20 protein-coding genes are annotated in these 19,873 nt (G+C 60.2%); 8 read left to right on the forward strand and 12 right to left on the reverse strand.

Features of this window, described 5'->3' with window-relative positions:
* Positions 1-171: 171 nt before the first annotated feature.
* Positions 172-1,044 (reverse strand): bifunctional helix-turn-helix domain-containing protein/methylated-DNA--[protein]-cysteine S-methyltransferase, encoded by an 873-nt coding sequence (locus ASC96_RS10055; RefSeq protein ID WP_060502906.1) that lies wholly within the window; start codon positions 1,042-1,044, stop codon positions 172-174.
* A 64-nt stretch (positions 1,045-1,108) separates the two neighbouring features.
* A complete protein-coding gene (locus ASC96_RS10060) occupies positions 1,109-1,606 on the reverse strand; it encodes a DUF2244 domain-containing protein (protein ID WP_060502907.1) in 498 nt (165 codons plus the stop codon).
* A gap of 22 nt (positions 1,607-1,628) precedes the next feature.
* On the opposite strand from ASC96_RS10060, the gene nth reads away from it, so the two are divergent.
* Positions 1,629-2,393 carry an endonuclease III gene (gene nth / locus ASC96_RS10065; RefSeq protein WP_060502908.1) on the forward strand — a complete coding sequence of 255 codons (765 nt, stop codon included), beginning with the start codon at positions 1,629-1,631 and terminating at the stop codon, positions 2,391-2,393.
* Here the strand turns inward: nth and ASC96_RS10070 are convergent.
* Positions 2,386-2,964 carry a TetR family transcriptional regulator gene (locus ASC96_RS10070; protein ID WP_060502909.1) on the reverse strand — a complete coding sequence of 193 codons (579 nt, stop codon included), beginning with the start codon at positions 2,962-2,964 and terminating at the stop codon, positions 2,386-2,388. The genes nth and ASC96_RS10070 overlap by 8 nt on opposite strands.
* An 83-nt stretch (positions 2,965-3,047) precedes the next feature.
* Between ASC96_RS10070 and ASC96_RS10075 the strand changes: the two genes are divergently transcribed.
* Entirely contained in the window at positions 3,048-3,473 is a 426-nt protein-coding gene (locus tag ASC96_RS10075; RefSeq protein WP_060502910.1) for a VOC family protein, read from the forward strand.
* Between the two features lie 6 nt (positions 3,474-3,479).
* Here the strand turns inward: ASC96_RS10075 and ASC96_RS10080 are convergent, their stop codons facing one another.
* Positions 3,480-4,643 carry an MFS transporter gene (locus ASC96_RS10080; RefSeq protein ID WP_060502981.1) on the reverse strand — a complete coding sequence of 388 codons (1,164 nt, stop codon included), beginning with the start codon at positions 4,641-4,643 and terminating at the stop codon, positions 3,480-3,482.
* A 131-nt stretch (positions 4,644-4,774) separates the two neighbouring features.
* Positions 4,775-5,419, reverse strand: a complete 645-nt coding sequence (locus ASC96_RS10085; protein ID WP_060502911.1) for a TetR/AcrR family transcriptional regulator — start codon at positions 5,417-5,419, stop codon at positions 4,775-4,777.
* 117 nt (positions 5,420-5,536) lie between these two features.
* On the opposite strand from ASC96_RS10085, the gene ASC96_RS10090 reads away from it, so the two are divergent.
* On the forward strand, positions 5,537-6,529 hold the full coding sequence (locus ASC96_RS10090) for an adenosine kinase (protein WP_060502912.1): 993 nt from the start codon (positions 5,537-5,539) through the stop codon (positions 6,527-6,529).
* A gap of 22 nt (positions 6,530-6,551) precedes the next feature.
* Here ASC96_RS10090 and ASC96_RS10095 read toward each other — a convergent pair whose 3' ends face one another.
* Positions 6,552-7,091: an SH3 domain-containing protein gene (locus ASC96_RS10095; protein WP_244481973.1), complete on the reverse strand. Its 540-nt coding sequence runs from the start codon at positions 7,089-7,091 to the stop codon at positions 6,552-6,554.
* A 197-nt stretch (positions 7,092-7,288) separates the two neighbouring features.
* On the opposite strand from ASC96_RS10095, the gene ASC96_RS10100 reads away from it, so the two are divergent.
* Positions 7,289-8,293 carry a D-glycerate dehydrogenase gene (locus ASC96_RS10100; RefSeq protein WP_060502914.1) on the forward strand — a complete coding sequence of 335 codons (1,005 nt, stop codon included), beginning with the start codon at positions 7,289-7,291 and terminating at the stop codon, positions 8,291-8,293.
* A gap of 4 nt (positions 8,294-8,297) precedes the next feature.
* On the opposite strand, the gene ASC96_RS10105 is transcribed toward ASC96_RS10100, so the two are convergent.
* The 3 genes from ASC96_RS10105 to recF are packed head-to-tail and all read right to left on the reverse strand — an operon-like array spanning position 8,298 to position 10,663.
* Positions 8,298-8,768, reverse strand: coding sequence for a GNAT family N-acetyltransferase (locus ASC96_RS10105; RefSeq protein WP_060502915.1), 471 nt, complete (start codon positions 8,766-8,768; stop codon positions 8,298-8,300).
* Complete coding sequence (gene moeB / locus ASC96_RS10110; protein ID WP_060502916.1) at positions 8,765-9,526, reverse strand: molybdopterin-synthase adenylyltransferase MoeB; 762 nt, start codon at positions 9,524-9,526, stop codon at positions 8,765-8,767. The genes ASC96_RS10105 and moeB overlap by 4 nt, the downstream gene beginning before the upstream one ends.
* Positions 9,527-9,538: 12 nt before the next feature.
* On the reverse strand, positions 9,539-10,663 hold the full coding sequence (recF, locus tag ASC96_RS10115) for a DNA replication/repair protein RecF (protein ID WP_060502917.1): 1,125 nt from the start codon (positions 10,661-10,663) through the stop codon (positions 9,539-9,541).
* Positions 10,664-10,879: 216 nt separating this feature from the next.
* Between recF and ASC96_RS10120 the strand changes: the two genes are divergently transcribed.
* The 3 genes from ASC96_RS10120 to ASC96_RS10130 are packed head-to-tail and all read left to right on the forward strand — an operon-like array spanning position 10,880 to position 14,083.
* Positions 10,880-11,341 (forward strand): MarR family transcriptional regulator, encoded by a 462-nt coding sequence (locus ASC96_RS10120; protein ID WP_060502918.1) that lies wholly within the window; start codon positions 10,880-10,882, stop codon positions 11,339-11,341.
* Positions 11,334-12,536, forward strand: a complete 1,203-nt coding sequence (locus ASC96_RS10125) for an HlyD family secretion protein (protein WP_060502919.1) — start codon at positions 11,334-11,336, stop codon at positions 12,534-12,536. The genes ASC96_RS10120 and ASC96_RS10125 overlap by 8 nt, the downstream gene beginning before the upstream one ends.
* Before the next feature lie 5 nt (positions 12,537-12,541).
* A complete protein-coding gene (locus ASC96_RS10130) occupies positions 12,542-14,083 on the forward strand; it encodes a DHA2 family efflux MFS transporter permease subunit (protein WP_060502920.1) in 1,542 nt (513 codons plus the stop codon).
* Positions 14,084-14,089: 6 nt separating this feature from the next.
* Here ASC96_RS10130 and ASC96_RS10135 read toward each other — a convergent pair whose 3' ends face one another.
* From ASC96_RS10135 to dnaK, 3 genes are all read right to left on the reverse strand, one after another.
* Positions 14,090-14,809: a glutathione S-transferase gene (locus ASC96_RS10135; RefSeq protein WP_060502921.1), complete on the reverse strand. Its 720-nt coding sequence runs from the start codon at positions 14,807-14,809 to the stop codon at positions 14,090-14,092.
* 129 nt (positions 14,810-14,938) lie between these two features.
* On the reverse strand, positions 14,939-16,066 hold the full coding sequence (dnaJ, locus tag ASC96_RS10140) for a molecular chaperone DnaJ (protein ID WP_060502922.1): 1,128 nt from the start codon (positions 16,064-16,066) through the stop codon (positions 14,939-14,941).
* A gap of 321 nt (positions 16,067-16,387) precedes the next feature.
* Positions 16,388-18,310, reverse strand: coding sequence for a molecular chaperone DnaK (dnaK, locus tag ASC96_RS10145; protein WP_060502923.1), 1,923 nt, complete (start codon positions 18,308-18,310; stop codon positions 16,388-16,390).
* A 1,164-nt stretch (positions 18,311-19,474) separates the two neighbouring features.
* On the opposite strand from dnaK, the gene ASC96_RS10150 reads away from it, so the two are divergent.
* Positions 19,475-19,843 (forward strand): hypothetical protein, encoded by a 369-nt coding sequence (locus tag ASC96_RS10150; protein ID WP_060502924.1) that lies wholly within the window; start codon positions 19,475-19,477, stop codon positions 19,841-19,843.
* Positions 19,844-19,873: the final 30 nt, after the last annotated feature.

A 19,873-nucleotide genomic window follows, 5' to 3' on the forward strand; every position in this document is an offset into this window, starting at 1 on the left:
TCGATAGTTGCACCATCAGCACCGAACGATTTACAACCATCAGGAGAATGCCTCATGGATTATGTCCAATAAGTTAACGCACCGGCAACGCCCCTGCCTCCGGCGGATCGCGCTTGATGCGTTTATGTTCTCCTGATTTGGCTGAAGGCCGCGCAAGCGGCCCTTTTCATGTCAGACCTTGCCGGCCTCCCAGCCGAGCATCGCCCGCTTGCGGGTAAGACCCCAGTGATAGCCGGTCAAGGCGCCGCTTTTGCCGAGCGCCCGGTGGCAAGGAACGACGAACGAGATCGGGTTGCGGCCGACGGCAGCACCGACAGCGCGCGAGGCGGTGGGCTGGCCGATATCGCAGGCGATGTCGGAATAGGTGACGGCCTTGCCCATCGGGATCTTCAACAGCGATTCCCAGACGCGGATCTGGAAGTCGGAGCCGATCAACACGACACGCAGCGGTTCCTCAGCACTCCATTCCCTGGCATCGAAAATCCGGGCCGCGTAACCCGCGGTCGCCGCACTGTCTTCTATGAACTGCGCATTCGGCCAGCGGCTGGCCATGTCCTCGAAGCTGGCCTTCTCATCGCCGGCATCGTTGAAGGCCAGACCGGCCAAGCCGCGATCGGTGACCATCACCAGCGCCACGCCGAACGGGCACGGATGGAACCCGTAACGGATGGTTAGACCGCCGCCGCGTAGTTTCCACTCGCCGGGCGACATCGCCTCATGCGTGACGAACAGGTCATGCAGGCGTGACGGGCCTGACAGGCCGAGTTCGAAACTGGTTTCCAGAAGCGGCAGTTCCTCCTGACGCAACAGGCGCTTGGCGTGATCGAGCGTCACAGCCTGAAGGAAGGCCTTGGGCGACAAGCCCGCCCAACGCGTAAAGGTTTTCTGCAGCTGCGTCGGCGACTGGCCGAGATCACTGGCAATGGCATCGAGGGATGGTTGATCGCGGTAATTTTCGGTCAGCAACTCGACCACACGGCTGACCGTCTCGTAATCGCTGCCGTGCGGCGTGATATCGGTAGGCTTCGATGTCTTGATGTCCATGGTCGTATCTCCTTGATGCCAGAGATAATCATTCCAACCAGGGTATCGCCACCCGATTCTTGATCTACCGGCGTTTCACCGTCGCCAGCGCACCGGAAAAGGCCGTGGCAAATGTCTCGCGATCGTCGCGGTTGAGGAAGGAGCCGATATCGGTGGTTCGCTGCCGGTCGCTGAGCTGCATCGAGACGATGCCGATCTCCTGATGGCGCGAAATGTTAAACCGCGTCCAGAAGGGATTGAACCGATGCTCGGTCATCCGGCCTGCCGGGTTGAACTTGCGTACGCAGACATCGGTGCGGGACACGCGGATTTCCTCGCGGGCGCAGGCGGAGCGGTAGTTCAGCCAGAAGGCGCCGAACAGAAGCAGGAAATCCAGCCCGAAGAAAAAGACGATCGGCCAGGCGCCGATGACGACGAAAACGAAGATATGGACGAGACACATCAGGGCGGCGATGAACAGGAAGACCTTGAAGCCCCTGATCCCGAGCGAGCGGTACGGCGTCAGCTCGGCTGCGAAAACCGGCTGTTCTTCCCTGACACTCTCGGCGTTGCCATCGTTCATGACGAATGACTATAGATGCAGGATGAAAAACGTGAAGCCAAAATCAGCAATCAAGCCGGCGAAAGCAAAATCTGCGACAACCGGCCGCTCCAGAACGAAGCCGAAAACGATATACAGCAAGGCGGAAATCGAGGAGATCTTCCGGCGTTTCTCGATCCAGCGGCCCGAGCCGAAGGGTGAACTAGAGCACGTCAATCCGTTTACGCTGGTCGTTGCGGTGGCGCTATCGGCGCAGGCGACCGACGCAGGGGTCAACAAGGCGACGCGGGCGCTTTTTGCCATCGCCGACACACCGCAAAAGATGGTTGATCTGGGAGAGGAGCGCGTTCGCGACTACATCAAGACCATCGGGCTTTATCGCAACAAGGCCAAGAACGTCATTGCGCTCAGTGAAAAACTGATCGCGGATTTTGGCGGCGAAGTGCCGCGCACCCGCGAGGAACTGATCACGTTACCTGGGGTTGGCCGCAAGACTGCCAATGTGGTTCTCTCCATGGCCTTCGGGCAGGCGACCATGGCTGTCGATACCCATATTTTCCGCATCGCCAACCGGCTCTGTCTAGCGCCGGGGAAAACCCCGGACGAGATTGAGCACCAGTTGATGCAGATCATCCCCGATCACTATCTCTACCATGCGCATCATTGGCTGATCCTGCATGGGCGCTATTGCTGCAAGGCGCGCAAGCCGGAATGCCAGCGTTGCGTGATTGCCGATATCTGCAAGGCGGCGGAGAAGACCAGCGAGATGCCCGCACCGCTGGTCGAGCTGCCAGCTCAGATCATCTGATGGAAATGCCGTCAATCAGGGCGGCGATCGCCGCCTCATAGTGGTCGCGCCTGCCGCCTGCTTCGATGGCCAGCGCCGCCCGGTCGAAGGATGCGGACAATAGCTGGGCGAAGGCGTCAAGCAGTGCGACGTCCTTGCCGTTGGCCGAAAACAGATCTGCCAGGCCAGCCTTCAGGCTTGCCTCGACATGCTCCGCATCGATAACCTGCAGGTTGGGCAGGCCGAGAATGGCAGGCCCATCGAGCAGGAGAAGCCGTGTGCGGCCAGGCACGGCCATTGCATCGAAATAACCGCGTGCACCCGTGAGGAGAGCGTCCCGCGCATTGCTCAAGCCAGCGGCCGAGGCCTCGATCTCTGCCCCCACCTGACGCGCCTCGTCTGCGACGATGGCTGCAAACAGCGCCTTCTTGTCCTCGAAATGATGATAGAGCGCGCCGCGTGTGACACCGGCTGCGCTGGCGATGTCAGGCGTCGCCGTCTCGGCATAGCCTTTCTCGACAAAAAGCTGCCGCGCTGCCGCCATCAGGGCAAGACGCATGCTTTCGGTTCGTTCCTTGTTGGTCCGTCGCATTTCCCACCTTTACATACAATCTGAATGTATGTTATTTGCACAAACATACAGACTGTATGATAATTTCACACGGAGGAAAAGAGATGAAAATCACCAGCTACTATCCTGTCATCATGACCCGCGACGTTCTGGGCACCACCAAGTTCTACGTCCGGCATTTCGGCTTCACAGCGCAGTTTACGACCGACTGGTATGTTCACCTGCAATCCACAGAGAACGAGCATGTGACACTCGCCATTCTTGACGGCAGCCACCAGACGATCCCTGAAAAATCACGCGGCACCGCTGCCGGGCTTCTCCTCAATTTCGAAGTCGAGAATCCGGATGCGCTCTATATGGAGTTTCAGGCGGCGGGGCTGCCAATCCTCCTCACACTGCGCAATGAGGATTTCGGCCAGCGGCATTTCATCACTGCTGATCCGAACGGCGTGCTGATCGATGTGATCAAGCCGATCCCGCCAACCGCGGAATTTGCGGTACACTATGAAACATCCATTCTACCAGCTTGATCCGGATCAAGCCGTCTTGCGCTCGCTTAGCGAATAAGCGAGCGCCGAGACCGGCAGTGCAAGTCCAAGCATCGAGGTGGCCCACCAACCTCCCTGTGCATAAAGCCAACCACCAAGCGCCGAACCGGCGGCGCCACCGGCAAAGAACGCGGCCATATAGAGCCCGTTCAGACGGCTGCGATATTCGGCGCCCAGCACGAAAATGGCGCGTTGGCCAAGAACCAGATTGGTAACGACGCCAAAATCAAGCAGGATGGCGGCGAAGGTGAGAAGGCCGAGCGCCCACACCGACCCCACCGGAGCGACATGCGTGACCAGGAAGGCGGCCGCGACGGAGACCATCGACAAGCGCGTTGCCGCATAGCTCCAGCCCTTGTCGGCGAGGCGGCCGCTGATCGGAGCGGCGATGGCGCCGGCGGCGCCTGCCAGCGCGAACAGCGCGATCTGCCCTTGCGACAGGCCAAACTCCGGCCCCGACAGCAAAAGCGGCGTTGTCGTCCAGAACAGGCTGAAGGCCGCGAACATGAAAGCGTGATAAAGTGAGCGGCGGCGCAGGATCGGCGTGTTGGCGACCAGCCGGCCCATCGAGGCGAGCAGGGCGCCATAGCTCAAACCCGCCTCCGGAATGCGCGGCGGCAGGGCGCGGGCGAGAACAAGGGCGAGCACCACCAGCGCCGCTGCCGAAATGAAGAAAACCATATGCCAGGGCAGGAATTCAGCAATGAAGCTCGAGGCTGGCCGTGCCAGCATGATGCCGACCATCAGGCCGCTCATGACATTGCCGACAGCCTGGCCGCGATGCGCCTCCGGCGCCATATGCGCCGCATAGGGCACGATGATCTGGATGGCGACCGAGCCTAACCCGATGAAGAACGCCGAGGCGAGAAACGGCAGCGGCGTCGAGGCGAGGCCCGCCCCGACCACGGCGAGCGTTCCAAGCGCCATGACCGTCAGGATCAGCTTGCGATTTTCAAAGAGATCACCCAACGGCACGATCAACAGGAGACCGAGACCATAACCGATCTGCGTCAGTGTGACGATCAGCCCTGCCGCACCTGGAGACAGGCCCAGCGAGGCGCTGATCGGGCCGATCAGCGGCTGTGCATAATAGAGATTGGCGGCAATCAGGCCGCAGGCGGCGGCCAGAAGGAACATCATTCCCGATGACATCGCCTGCGGTTCCACGGCCTTGAATTCAGAGGGCCTCAATTTAAGGGCTTGGGGTTCTGGGGTCTTGGCAGCAAAATCTGCCGGTCTTGCGATACAGGTCATGATCGTCTCAATTCCATGTCTTAAACTGGTTAGCTGAGCAGTTTCATCGCCACATCGGCGACAGCCATCATTTCTGCGCGGCTGCGGCCGGTTTTCCCGACAATACGCGCGCCCTGCACCAGGCAAAGCAGCGCACGTGCGGTATCGGCGGCATCAATGCCTGCGGGCACCGATCCATCCGCCTGGCCATGCAGAATGCAATCCTTCATCACCGCTTCATTGGCCGCGTGTGCGACATCGACGCGCTCTGCGGCAACCGGATCGGATGCGGCCAGTTCTGCTGCCGTTGCGATAACGAGACAGCCGCGCTGGCCGAGCTCGCCGCAGGCGGCCGCGGCGTAAAATTGCAGCGCTGCCCTGATCTTGTCGCTGCCAAGCGCATGCGGCGCGATCGCCGCCTTCAGCTTCGTGCTGCGCAGGACCCGGTACCGGTCGAACGCCGCAAGCAGGATGCCACGCTTGTCCTTGAAGGCCTTGTAGAGGCTGCCAGGGGTCAATTGCATCGCATCGGCAAGATCGTTGATGGACGTTCCGTGATAGCCGCGCATCGAGAAAATATCGATGGCCCGCTCAAGCGCGCTATCGGCATCAAACTCGCGGGGACGGCCCCGCTGGCGTTGGTCGTGCTGAGTTCTAGCTCTTGTTTCCATGCAGGCTATATAGGAAACGATCATTTCCTATATCAAGTAAAATTTGCGTGTGGCGGCTGTTTTTCGCTTTCCACTTCCAAACTGCCGGAAATCCGCTATTACCGGACACCGACTGACACAAACAATCCAGGCGGTTTCCGGATGACAAAATTCGACGTGCTCACGATCGGCAATGCGATTGTGGATATCATTGCGCGCTGCGACGACGCATTCCTTGTCCACAACGGCATTATCAAAAGCGCGATGAACCTGATCGACGCCGATCGGGCCGAGCTGCTCTACTCGCGCATGGGACCGGCACTCGAAGCCTCCGGCGGCAGCGCCGGCAATACGGCGGCGGGCATTGCCAACCTGGGCGGCCGGGCCGCTTATTTCGGCAAGGTCGCCAACGACCAGCTGGGCGAAATCTTCACCCATGACATTCGCGCCCAGGGCGTGCATTTTGAGACGAAGCCGCTCGATGATCTTCCGCCGACAGCCCGTTCGATGATCTTCGTCACCGAGGACGGCGAGCGTTCGATGAACACCTATCTTGGCGCCTGCGTCGAACTCGGCCCCAAGGATGTCGAGCCGTCCGTGGTTGCGGAAGCGGCCGTCACGTATTTCGAGGGTTATCTGTGGGATCCGCCGCTCGCCAAGGACGCCATCCGCGAATGCGCCCGCATCGCTCATGAGAACGGCCGCGAAGTGGCGATGACGCTGTCCGACAGTTTCTGTGTCCATCGTTACCGGGCGGAATTCCTCGAGTTGATGCGCTCCGGCACCGTCGATATCGTCTTTGCCAACCGGGCTGAAGCACTGGCACTCTACGAGACGGAAGACTTCGAGCACGCTCTGTCGATGATCTCAAAGGATTGCAAGCTGGCTGCTGTCACGTTGAGCGAAGAAGGTTCGATCGTCGTCAAGGGCGACGAGCGCGTCAAGGTCGAGGCGACGACGGTTAGCCGCGTTGTCGATACGACAGGTGCAGGCGACCTCTATGCGGCCGGCTTCCTGCACGGCTACACGACGGGACGGACATTGGCCGATTGCGGCAAGCTCGGCAGCCTGGCGGCGGGTATCGTCATCGAGCAGGTCGGTCCGCGCCCGATGATCTCGCTGTCCGCCGCAGTAAAGGAAGCCGGTCTGCTCTGACCGGCTTGCCGGAGCAAAAATCCTACTTGAAAGCTTCGCCCGGATAAGCGCCCCAGATTTCACCCTGTGAAATCCAGCCTTCCGCGCCTTGCGCCTCGGCGCGGCACCATTCGCCGTTGCACTCGCCGACATGAACGACAACGCCCGGCTCGATGCGGGCGACGATGGCGCCGCCTGCCTGCGGATCGCGCCGCATGTTGACAAAAACGCCCTCGCCCTTGCCGCGCATCCAAGGGGCTGCAACCGCCGTCCGGTCACCCGAAAGCAGCGCCTGATTGACCCAGCCTTCCGTGCCGTCGGCATCGCGGATTTTGCGCCAGTTGTCATATTCCTGTGTCACTTCAACCGGCACGCCAGACTTGAGATAGCGCCAGGCAACCGCATAATCGACACTCGGTCCTACGCGCAGGTTGACGCTCTTGGATTTCAGGCTGACGAAGCGCGGCAATGGCAGGCCGCTGGCCCCCTTGGCTGCCTGGGCAAAGGCCGGTGCCGCCTCGATTGCAACGAGGGACAGGGTGACTGCGGCGACGAAAGCGAGCCTGGAAAGGAACTGACGCATGACAAAATCCATTTTCCAAAAAGATTCAGAAGCTTGCAGTTAAATCTCTGACCGGCCCAATCGAAGACAAGCAAATCGTCCGGGAACATCTCGAGTTTTGTTTGTCTTCCCCACCGGGTCTGGTAGAAAATGGAACTGCAGGGAGAACGATCACTCATCTTGGTTAAAAACCCGTCAACAAGGCGAAGCAGGCAGCAATGACCGCGAAGAAAAAACCGAAGGTCTACATCACCCGCAAACTGCCGGATGTCGTCGAGACGCGCATGCGCGAACTGTTTGACGCAGAACTGAACATTGATGACACACCACGCACGCAGCCTGAACTCGTAGCTGCGGTGAAGCGGGCCGACGTGCTGGTTCCGACCCTCACGGACCGGATCGATGCAGCGCTGATCGAGCAGGCCGGGCCGCAATTGAAACTGATCGCCAGCTTTTCCAACGGCGTCGACCATATCGATGTCGATGCAGCCGCCCGCCGCGGTATCACCGTGACAAACACGCCGAACGTCCTGACCGAAGATACGGCCGACATGACGCTGGCGCTCATTCTTGCCGTGCCGCGCCGCCTGGCCGAAGGTTCGCGGATCCTCACCGACAAGAAAGAGGAATGGGCCGGATGGTCGCCGACCTGGATGCTCGGGCGCCGCATTTCCGGCAAACGCATCGGCATTGTCGGCATGGGCCGGATCGGCACCGCCGTTGCCCGCCGCGCCAAGGCCTTCGGACTGTCGATCCACTATCACAACCGTCATCGCGTCAGCACCGAGACCGAGGAAAAGCTGGAGGCGACCTATTGGGACAGCCTCGACCAGATGCTTGCCCGCGTCGATATCGTCTCGGTCAATTGTCCGTCGACACCCGCAACCTACCACCTGCTTTCGGCACGGCGGCTGGCGCTGATGCAGCCGACTAGCTACATCGTCAACACGGCGCGCGGCGGCATCATCGATGAGACGGCGCTGATCAAATCGCTGCGGGAAGGCAAGATCGCCGGCGCCGGGCTCGACGTGTTCGAGAACGAACCGGCCGTCAACCCGAAGCTCGTCAAGCTGGCCAGCGAAGGCAAGGTCGTGCTGTTGCCGCATATGAGTTCGGCGACGCTCGAGGGACGTGTCGACATGGGCGACAAGGTGGTGATCAACATCCGCACGTTCTTCGACGGGCACCGCCCGCCAGACCGCGTCCTGCCCGGCCGGGATTGATCCCTCAGAGCGTCTTGCGCATCTCGACAAAGGTTGGACGGGCAAAGCCGGGATGGCAGCCTTCCAAGGTTTGGACGAAGCCCCATTTTCCAAAGGCACGGTGGTTTTCCGTCAGCTCGATCCGCGTTTCCAGGCGGAGACACGAAAGGCCGCATTCGGCGGCATAGGTTTCGGCAGCCTGGAGTAACAAGCGGCCGACGCCCCTGCCCTGTGCATCCGGAATGACGGCTAGTTTGCCAATATACAGACAATCCGGCGGCTCCGGCTTGCAGAAGATACAGCCGAGCAAACGGCCATTTTCGATCGCAACGTAGCCCTTCTCACGCTGCACCTTTTCCTGCAACGACGGAAGCGTCAGCAACAGGGCAGACGACGGCGGATCGATGCGGGGCTGCATATAGGCGAAGGAAGCAAGGATAAGCTCCAGTAGCCCGTGCCAATCACCGAACGTTTCATCGATCGGCTGAAGGTTCATCGCGTTTTCCGGCTGTACTTGATGGTCTCAAAGCGCGCCGCCAGCCCGTCATACATCAGCAAGCGGCCGATCAACGGCTCACCGGCGCCTGTAATGATCTTGATGACTTCCATAGCCTGCAATGTACCGAGGACACCGGTCAGTGCGCCAACGATGCCTGCTTCTGCGCAGGAAGGCACCACGCCCGGCGGTGGCGGTTCTGGAAAGAGATCGCGATAGCCCGGGTTCCGCCGGCCATCGGCTGATGTTTTCCAAGGCTGGAGAACCGTGAGGGAACCATCGAAGCGGCCGACGGCGGCGGTTACCAACGTGACCTCCATGCGCTCGGCCGTATCGGCGGCGAGATAACGCGTGGCAAAATTATCGGAACCATCCACCACGATATCATAGGCGGAAAACAGGGCTCCCGCATTCGCCTCCTCAAGGCGTTCCACATGCTGGATCACATCCACATGTGGATTGATCCTTTGCAGCGCATCCTTGGCGCTATCGGCCTTCACGCGGCCAATATCCGGCGTTCCATGGATCACCTGACGCTGGAGGTTGGACAGCGACACCGTATCGTCATCGACAATACCCAGCGTGCCGATACCGGCGGCGGCGAGATATTGCAGCACCGGCGCACCAAGGCCGCCGGCGCCGATAATCAGCACACGCGCCGTCTTCAGCGCCTGCTGCCCCGCCCCGCCGATTTCCGGCAGGATGATATGGCGGGCGTAACGCTGGATTTCTTCAGAGTTCAAAGGCTGTTTGCTCATGATATCGAACTCTCACCCGGAAACGGTGCCGTTGGCAACGTTGAGATAACGCGCGCGTTCGCCAAGAGCTGAAAACATCGACTGGTCGGTGCCGGTCATGAAGGCCTGACCGCCGAGATCGTCGACCAGATCGAACAGCGCTGCCCGCCTGCCCTCGTCGAGATGGGCAGCGATTTCATCGAGCAGCAGGACCGGCGCGTGGCCGGTCATATTGCCGACCAGACGGGCATGCGCAAGGATCAGGCCGACGAGAAGCGCTTTCTGTTCGCCGGTGGAGCAACGCGCGGCCTCCATGTTCTTGGCACGATGGCGGATCAACAGATCACTGCGGTGCGGGCCATCGAGTGTGCGGCCAGCGGCAGCGTCGCGGTATCGGCCAACCCGCATCATCTCCAGATATTGTTCTTCCAGATCGAAAGCCGGGCGATGCCATTCGCGATCGAAGAAGCCGGAGAGCGCCAGATCGGCGGCCGGGAACACGCCACCTTCATGGTTCTTGTCGACCAGTCCGGCCAGAAGCCCGAGCATTTCCTGCCGCGCCAGGGCCATCGAGATACCAAGTTCGGCCATCTGCCGTTCAAGGCCTGTCAACCAGACCGGGTCGGGACGCCCCTCGGACAAAAGCTTGTTGCGGCTGCGCATGGCCCGCTCATAATCGGTGGCGCGGCGGCCATGCTCCGGATCGAGCGACAGGACGAGCCGGTCGAGAAAGCGGCGGCGATCGCCCGAGCCGCCCGTGAACAGGCCGTCCATCGACGGCGTCAACCAGAGCACGCGCAGATGATCGAGCAATTCATCCACCGTCTTTGCCGGTGTGCCGTTCAGGCGCAGACGGCGTGCCTGGCCTTCCTCGGCGCCTGCCGTTCCCGTACCGATCTCGACCGGGCCATCCATGCCTTCCAGTTCTGCAAACACTGAAAATCCGGTGTCGGCACCGACCCGCGCCACATCCGCATAGGCGGCACGGCGCAGCCCGCGCCCGGGAGACAGGAAAGAGACGGCTTCCATCAGGTTGGTTTTGCCCGCCCCGTTCTCGCCGGTCAGCACCACATGACGGGTGTCGAGGTCGAGCGACAGTCCCGCATAATTGCGGAAATCGCTGAGCTTCAGACGGGAAAGAGAAACCTTATGCGGCATGGGGAATCCGGTTGCGTGTTCCGGTGAGAGCTAAGCCGAGAGGAGACCGATGGCAAGGCGGAACATCGTAGCGCGCCAAACAGAAGGCGATGGGGGCGCGCATCACCGAACTGTGACAGAAAAATTGCCGCATCGCACACATGCCTAATTGCGCAGGTGCGAATACTCAAATAAGATTGCTTATCTTATGCATGCTAACAATATGGCGCACAGCCCATGAACCTCACCCCTACCCTGGGTTTTCTGCTTCACGATGTCGCCCGGCTATTACGCAAGCGGTTCGAGCAACGCGCGAAACATATGGGTCTGACGCGCTCGCAATGGCAGACGATCGCCTATCTGGCGCGCAACGAAGGCATCCACCAGAGCGGCCTTGCCGAACTTCTGGAAGTGGAACCGATTACTTTGATGCGGGTGCTCGACAAGCTTGTCGATCGCGGCTTCGTTGAGCGTCGGCGGCATGAGACAGACCGCCGTATCGCGCTTCTCTACACCACCGAACCCGCCCGCGGCCTGTTGGCCGACATGCGCGCCATTGGCGACGCGACGCGGTCCGAAGCCTTGCAAGACATACCCGACGAGGATCGTGAAAAACTCGTCGCCATTCTCGACCTGATGAAATCCAACCTCCTGCAGGCCTGCCGCGCGCCGGCCGATAAAGAAACTCACCATGGCTGACTCCCTCCGCGTACCCGCCAATGCCAATGTCACTGCGCTTGAAACATCCGAAGGCGTGACGGCCGAAGCAAAGATCAACACCGCGCCTCCGGCATCGGCCGCCCCCGCGCCCGCCGCCGGCATCGTTCGCCGCCGCCGCAGCCTGAAACGCCCGATCCTGTTTGCACTGCTGCCAGTCGCGCTCGTTGCCGGCGGCTATTTTTATGTGACCGGCGGCCAGATCATGGAAACCGACAACGCCTACCTGCAGGCAGACATGGTCGGCGTTTCCACAGACGTCGCCGGTACGGTTGCCTCCGTCAATGTGCACGAGAACGAAGAGGTCAAGGCCGGGCAGGTGCTGTTCCAGCTCAAGGCGGATTCGTTCCGCATTGCGCTGGAAGGCGCCGAGGCCAAGCTTGCCGCTTCCCGCAACGAACTTTTGAACCTCAAGGCCAGCTACGCCCAGACACTGGCGCAGATTGCCCAGGTCGAGGCCGATGTTCCCTATTACCTGACCGCCTTCGACCGGCAGCAGACGCTGATGTCCAACTCCGCCGCATCGCACGCGACCTATGACCAGGCCAAGCATGATCTGGACGCCGCCAAGCAGAAGGTGACTGTCGCCAAGGCCCAGGCCGAAACGACGCTGGCGCAGCTGGGTGGCGATGCCAACCAGCCGATCGAACAGAACCCGCTCTATCTGGAAGCCAAATCAGCCGTGGATGATGCGCAGCGCCAGCTGGACGACACGACGGTGCGCGCACCGTTTGACGGTGTGGTGACCAATGTCAACGCTCTGCAGCCCGGCAGCTATCTGGAGGCCGCGCAACAGGCCTTCTCGCTGGTCTCCACCAAGAACATGTGGATCGCGGCCAATCCGAAGGAAACCGAGCTTACCTATGTCAAACCCGGCCAGCCAGTGACGATTACGGTCGATACCTATCCGGGTGTCGAGTGGAAGGGCAAGGTCGCCAGCGTCAGCCCGGCTTCCGGCGCGAGCTTTGCTCTGCTGCCGGCGCAGAACACGTCTGGCAACTGGGTGAAGGTCGTGCAGCGCATTCCGATGCGTGTTACCATCGATGACACCGCCGGCAAACCGCCGCTGCGCGTCGGCATGAGCACGCTCGTCGCCGTCGATACCGGCCGTGCCCGTGGCCTGCCGGACATGATCCAGAAACTTCTCGGCCTTTCGACCGCCCACGCGCAAGAGTAACTGCCATGAGCAGCATCGCTTCTGCGGCAACGGCGCCTGTCGCCAATCGCGGCGCCATCACGGCCTGCATCATCCTTGCGGTGATCATGCAGGCATTGGATACGACCATTGCCAATGTGGCGCTGCCCTATATCCAGGGCAGCGTGGCGGCAAGCGCCGACCAGATCAACTGGGTGCTGACCTCCTACATCGTCGCGGCCGCGATCATGACGCCACCATCCGGGTTTCTGGCCGCAAAATTCGGCCGCAAGCGCGTGCTGCTGGTGGCGATCGTCGGCTTCGTCGTCGCTTCCGTGCTTTGCGGCCTCGCGCAATCGCTGCCGCAGATCGTCGGTTTCCGGTTGCTGCAGGGCCTGTTCGGCGCAGCGCTCGTTCCCCTGTCGCAAGGCATCCTGCTCGACATCTATTCGACCGAAGAGCGTGGCTCGGCGATGGCGCTGTTCGGTGTCTCGGTCATGGTCGGGCCGGTGCTCGGGCCGGTGATCGGCGGTTGGCTGACGGAAAACATCAGCTGGCGCTGGGTGTTCTACATCAACGTGCCGATCGGCGCGCTGGCCTTTGCCGGTATCAGCATTTTCGTCAAGGAAACCAAGCTGGATACGCAGGCGAAGCTCGACTGGTTCGGCTTCGGCATGCTCAGTCTTGCCATCGCCTCGCTGCAGCTTTTCCTCGATCGTGGCGGCCAGCTCGACTGGTTTTCCTCCGGCGAAATCCTGATCGAGGCCATCGTTTGCGCCAGCGCTTTCTATCTGCTGATCATTCACACGCTGACCACGGAAAAATCCTTCATCAACCCACGCCTGTTTCTCGATCAGAACTTTGCCGTCAGCATGCTGTTCATCTTCGTCGTCGGCGTTACCTATCTGGCCTCGCTGGCGCTGATGACGCCCTATCTGCAGTCGCTGATGGGGTATCCGGTCGTCACCGCCGGTATCGTCATGGGGCCGCGCGGACTGGGCACCATGGTCTGCATGTTCGTCGTTGGCCGCCTGATCGGCAAGGTCGATACCCGTATCCTGCTGTTCACCGGCCTCGCGATCACCGCCTGGGCGATGTATGACATGATCGGCTGGACACCCAATGTCTCGCAATGGACGATCATTTCCGTGGGCTTCGTGCAGGGCGCTGGTCTCGGCTTTCTGTTTGTGCCGTTGACCACGATCGCCTTTGCGACGCTGCCCGCCGAGATGCGCGGCGATGGCACCGGGCTCTACAATCTCTCCCGCAATATCGGTTCCAGCGTCGGTATCGCCGTCGTCTCGGCCTTGCTGATCGAGAATACCCAGATCAACCACGCATCGATTGCAGCCTATGTGACGCCGTTCAACCATGCCTTCCAGGCCCCGGCGGCTGCAGGGCTCGATCCGATGACCGCCGTCGGGCGCGCTTCACTCGACAGTATCGTCACACTACAGGCGACAATCATCGCCTATATGGACGACTTCAAGCTCTTGATGATCATGTCGCTGGCGGTGATGCCATTGGTCTTCCTGTTGCGCAAACCGAAGGCGCCACCGGCGATCGACCATAGCGCGGTCATGGAGTGACCGGTCCTATTGCCGGTCAAGCTCCGGATAATAGCGGAAGATACCTCGCTCGTTGAAGGCAAGCCGACGTTCTGAAGCCAGATAGGCCTTGATCCGCGGTAGTTCGCGGACTTGCGCGTTGAGTGCCACGAGAAGCGGGTAATCCGGTTCCACCGCCTCCATCTCGGCTGGGAAAGCGTAGCGCAGGCCTTCGATGAGGTGGAACAGCGACAGGTCGAGATAGGTGAGTGTGCCGCCGAGGGCATGGACCTCACCTTGCCTGTTCTTCGCGAGCTGCCTTTCGAAATAGCCAAGAAATTTCGGAAGGCGCTCTTCACGAAAGTTCTCGGAACGCCGCAACGCTTCGTCCTTCTGGTCCTCGTAGTAGAGCGACACGCCGATCGGATGGTGGGTGTCGTGGATTTCAGCGACAAAATCGGTGATGCCGAGCTGCAGGCCATGCGCCGTTATCCGCCCGGCTTCGTCCTCGGGTCCGAGATCGAGCCGGTTTCCGAGATAGAGCAGGATATTGGCGGCATGGGAGATGACAAGATCTCCATCCTTCAGGAAGGGCGGAGCAAGCGGCGTGACACCCGCCGTCTTGGTCTTCATCATCGCCATCATCCGGGCCATGCCGCCATCGTTGCGGGCGACGTCGATATAATCAGCACCGGCCTGTTCCAGCGCCAGGCGGACGAACTCGCCCCGGCCGGGGATGCCATCCCAATAATAGAGCTCATAGGTCATGATGCACCTTTCGCGTTGGGATATGTCGCGCCTGCGCCGCAGGCCACATACGAAAAAGCCGGAGGCATGACTGCCCCCGGCTAACATATATGGCCGATTATCCGTTCGGCCAGTCGCCGAGCGCGGTGCTTACTCGATGTCGAAGAAATCCTTCATGCGGGAGAAGAAGCCCGCTGATTCCGGATTGTTTTCCTTGGAAGACAGTTCCTCGAATTCGCGCAGCAGTTCGCGCTGACGCTTGGTCAGCTTCTGCGGCGTTTCGATCTGGATCTGGATATAGAGATCGCCGACCTGGCTGGAGCGCAGCACCGGCATGCCCTTGCCCTTGAGGCGGAACTGCTTGCCGGCCTGGGTGCCTTCCGGCACAGAGACGCGCGACTTGGTATTGTCGAGCGTCGCCACGTCGAACTTGCCGCCAAGGGCTGCTGTCGTCATCGAAATCGGCACGCTGCAATAGAGATCGGCGCCATCGCGCTGGTAGAACTCATGCGGCTTGACCGAGAGGAAGATATAGAGATCGCCTGAAGGCCCGCCGCGAAGACCGGCTTCACCTTCACCAGAGAGACGGATACGGGTGCCGTCTTCGATGCCGGCCGGGATATTGACCGAGAGCGAACGTTCTTCGGTGATCCGGCCCTGGCCATGGCACTTGCCACACGGATCAGCGATCGTCTGACCGCGGCCCTGACAGGTCGGGCAGGTGCGCTCGATCGAGAAGAAGCCCTGAGCGGCACGCACGCGGCCGGAGCCCTGGCAGGTGGCGCAGGTTGTCGGCTTGGTGCCGGGCTTGGCGCCCGAGCCGGTGCAGACATCGCAGGTGATCGAGGTTGGAACCCGAATCTGCGCCGTCTTGCCGGCATAGGCCTCTTCCAGCGAGATTTCCATATTGTAGCGAAGATCGGCACCGCGCTCGCGGCCGCCGGACGAACGCCGCTGGCGGCCGCCGCCCATCATCTCGCCAAAGATGTCTTCGAAGATATCGGAGAAACCGCCGGCGCCACCGCCCATGCCGCCACCGCCACCCATGCCGCCCTGTTCGAACGCCGCATGGCCATAACGGTCATAGGCTGCCCGCTTCTGCGGGTCCTTGAGCATCTCATAGGCGAGGCTGATCTCCTTGAACGTCTTTTCAGCTTCCGCATCGCCAGGGTTCTTGTCCGGATGATACTTCATTGCGAGTTTGCGGAAAGCGCTCTTGAGCTCTTTCTCGTCTGCTGTTTTCGCAACGCCGAGCGTTTCGTAAAGATCACGTTTCATACTTGCAGATTGTCCTGTTGAATAGGCGCGTCAAAACCGGCTGCCCGGCGGTCGCCAAATTTCCTTGCAACAGGATTTAGTAAACCTTCAAGCGCGATACCATAGGCAATACACGATCCCGGCCGCTTTTTGTCGGAAAAGCACAGAATCAGGCGGCTTTATCTTTGGCTTTTGCCTTGCCGCAAGGTTGGGCCCGGCTCCCCTCGCGACTTTAACGCCTAATCATGCCGATCGCTGGTCCCGTTGTGGCACGATAGATGCCGAAAACAGAAAAGCCCGGAGCTTGCGGCTCCGGGCTTTCGAGAGGTATTCGAAGAAGAATTAGGCGGACTTCTTGCGGTCGTCCTCGTCCTTGACTTCTTCATAGTCGGCATCGACGATATCGCCGTCGCGGGCCGCATCAGCCTGTGCATCAGCATTGGCCGCTTCGGTCTGCTGCGATTCGTACATTGCCTGACCCAGCTTCATCGAGGCTTCGAGGAGCGTCTGGGTCTTCGCCTTGATGTCTTCAGCGTCCGGCTCGGAGGCTTCGACGGCCGTCTTCAGCGAAGCGATCGCATCGGAGATCGCAGTGCGCTCGGCTTCCGTGACCTTGTCGCCAAATTCCTTCAGCGACTTTTCCGACGAATGGATCAGGCTTTCAGCCTGGTTCTTCGCTTCTACACCTTCACGGCGCTTCTTGTCGTTCTCGGCATTGGCCTCGGCGTCCTTGACCATCTTCTCGATATCCGCGTCGGACAGACCGCCCGATGCCTGGATCCGGATCTGATGTTCCTTGCCGGTACCCTTGTCCTTGGCCGAAACCTGCACGATACCGTTGGCGTCGATATCGAAGGTGACTTCGATCTGCGGAACGCCACGCGGTGCCGGCGGAATGCCAACCAGGTCGAACTGGCCAAGCAGCTTGTTGTCGGCAGCCATTTCGCGCTCGCCCTGTGAAACGCGGATGGTGACGGCATTCTGGCTGTCTTCGGCCGTCGAGAAGGTTTGGCTCTTCTTCGTCGGGATCGTCGTATTGCGTTCGATCAGGCGGGTGAACACGCCACCGAGCGTTTCGATGCCGAGCGACAGCGGGGTCACGTCGAGCAGCAGAACGTCCTTGACGTCGCCCTGCAGAACGCCGGCCTGGATGGCGGCGCCCATGGCGACGACTTCATCCGGGTTGACGCCCTTGTGCGGCTCCTTGCCGAACAGCTGCTTGACGACTTCCTGTACCTTCGGCATGCGGCTCATGCCGCCGACCAGAACGACTTCGTCGATCTCGGCTGCCGTCACGCCGGCATCCTTGAGGGCTGCCTTGCATGGTGCAACGGTGCGCTGAACCAGCTCGTCGACCAGGCTTTCGAACTTGGCGCGCGACAGCTTCATGGTCAGGTGCTTGGGACCGGTCGCATCAGCCGTGATGAACGGCAGGTTGATTTCGGTCTGCTGCGACGAGGACAGTTCGATCTTGGCCTTTTCGGCAGCTTCCTTGAGGCGCTGCAGAGCAAGCTTGTCATTCTTCAGGTCGATGCCCTGGTCCTTCTTGAACTCAGCTGCGAGGTATTCGACCAGACGCATGTCGAAGTCTTCACCGCCGAGGAAGGTGTCGCCGTTGGTGGACTTCACTTCGAAGACGCCGTCGCCGATTTCCAGAACCGAGATATCGAACGTACCACCACCCAAGTCATAAACGGCGATGGTCTTGCCGTCCTTCTTGTCGAGGCCGTAAGCCAGAGCTGCTGCAGTCGGCTCGTTGATGATACGCAACACTTCAAGACCGGCGATACGGCCGGCATCCTTGGTTGCCTGGCGCTGCGCGTCGTTGAAGTAGGCCGGAACGGTGATGACGGCCTGCGTGACCTTTTCACCGAGATAGGATTCTGCGGTTTCCTTCATCTTCTGAAGGATCATGGCGGAGATCTGTGAGGGGGAATAACCCTTGCCCTGCGCTTCAACCCATGCGTCGCCATTATCGCCCTTGACGATCTTGTAAGGCACAAGGGCCTTGTCCTTTTCAACGAGCTTGTCGTCGTAACGGCGGCCAATCAGGCGCTTGACGGCAAACAGCGTATTTTCAGGATTGGTGACGGCCTGGCGCTTGGCCGGCTGGCCTGCCAGACGCTCGCCATCGTCGTTGAACGCGATGATCGACGGCGTGGTGCGCGCACCTTCTGCATTCTCAATGACCTTCGCGTCCTTGCCGTCCATGACGGAGACGCAGGAGTTGGTCGTTCCCAAGTCAATACCGATTACTTTAGCCATGTCGTTCTCTCCTTGCAGCGGACTGTCAGAACCCGGTCAGGCATTCATGCGACAGCCCCTAACGGGATGGTCTGTGGAATATTCGCAGCGAAAACTGCGGTGATGGGGCGTATATAAGGACCAGTGTTTCGGACTGCAAGGCATGAGAACGCCACGAAGCCGAGGAAATCAACGTCTATTATGACGAAGCATCGCGCGCCATTACCGAAATCAGCAATCCTTTCTACAAGGCGATTGCGGTTCCCGCTCCAGAACAGCGGGGACGTCCAGCAGACATGGCGGTATCGACGTGATCGTCTGCTGCGGAAAAATCATCGCAGGTTCATTGGGTTGACCGGAAGATAGGCGTTTCACCGCCTTTTTTCCAGCCTGAATTTATCCCCGCCGTCTCTGCACCACGCACAATTGTCCGACTGAATTGAAAGCGGATGGCGTGGCCAATGATTTCGATAGAACCGGCAGATCTGAGCCTGCGACAACTGAGCTACCGGCAGGCGGCGATGGCCGTCGAATTTCGAGCGCTGGCTTAATGCCTAGAATGGAAGGCCGGTTTTCGCCCCGAGCAGCCGCGGGTGCCGGCCGGCAATCCCGACGGCGGGCAATGGGTCGGAGACGGCTCCGAAAGCCGCCCGATCCGCGTCAGCCGCCGCGGGCCTCGTGGCGCGGGACAAGTCCGTATTCTCGACAGATGGCATCCCGTCACGCCCGGGCAGGAAGCGCGGCTGGCGGTCAGTATCGGCCGGATGCAGGAAGCGTTACGCGCCGTTCAAAGACGTGAGCCAAACTGGCGGCCGCCCCCGCAAGCCTACGAAACGGTCGAGGGGCTGATACGAGCCAATGAATCCGTAGCACAGGAGGCGATGCTCCGTGCACTCCAGTTGAGGCTGCCGCGGATCGGCATCGGACCCTTTGCAAGGGAGTGGATTGTGGCGCCAGCAACCAACAGGCGGCTGACCAGGAGTGAACAGGCGGAAATCGACCGCATCGGCCGTACCTACGGATGCCACTGGTGTGGTATAAGGACATCGGGAACCAAGCGCGGTCATTTTATTGGCGACCATCAGATCCCAAAAACAGTAGGCAGACCGAGTCGAATTTACCCACATTACTGGTCGTGCAGTCAATCACAAGGTGGACTTTTATCGAAAAGGAGATTTTGACACCATGACCGTGCAACACCTGTCGATCGCTCCGGAATATGTGAGCTTTTACGTTGCAGGCCGTCGAAATGTCGATATTCCGACGCACATGGATAGGCGAGGTGTCCTTTCGTCAAAAGACTGCATTCTCATTCCCGCGCTCTATTGGAACGACGGGGACACGGACGTTACGTTCGGACCAATCTCCGAGATCACGGAGGCAAGAAATCCGGATTTCGACGGCATTCTGAACACCCCCAACAACGAGATCATTTTATTTGATGCAAATAACCCTCAATTCGCTGCTTCACGCGTACCGTCCGCGAAAACTCGGATTCGTGTCTGGATCGATCACCCCAGCGAGCCGGAAAACGTTATCATCGCCTGGGGATAGCGACTGTTCAAATTGCCTCGGTCATACATA

Origin of the sequence: Rhizobium sp. Root1204 (assembly GCF_001424965.1) — a bacterium.
GTDB lineage: Bacteria > Pseudomonadota > Alphaproteobacteria > Rhizobiales > Rhizobiaceae > Pararhizobium.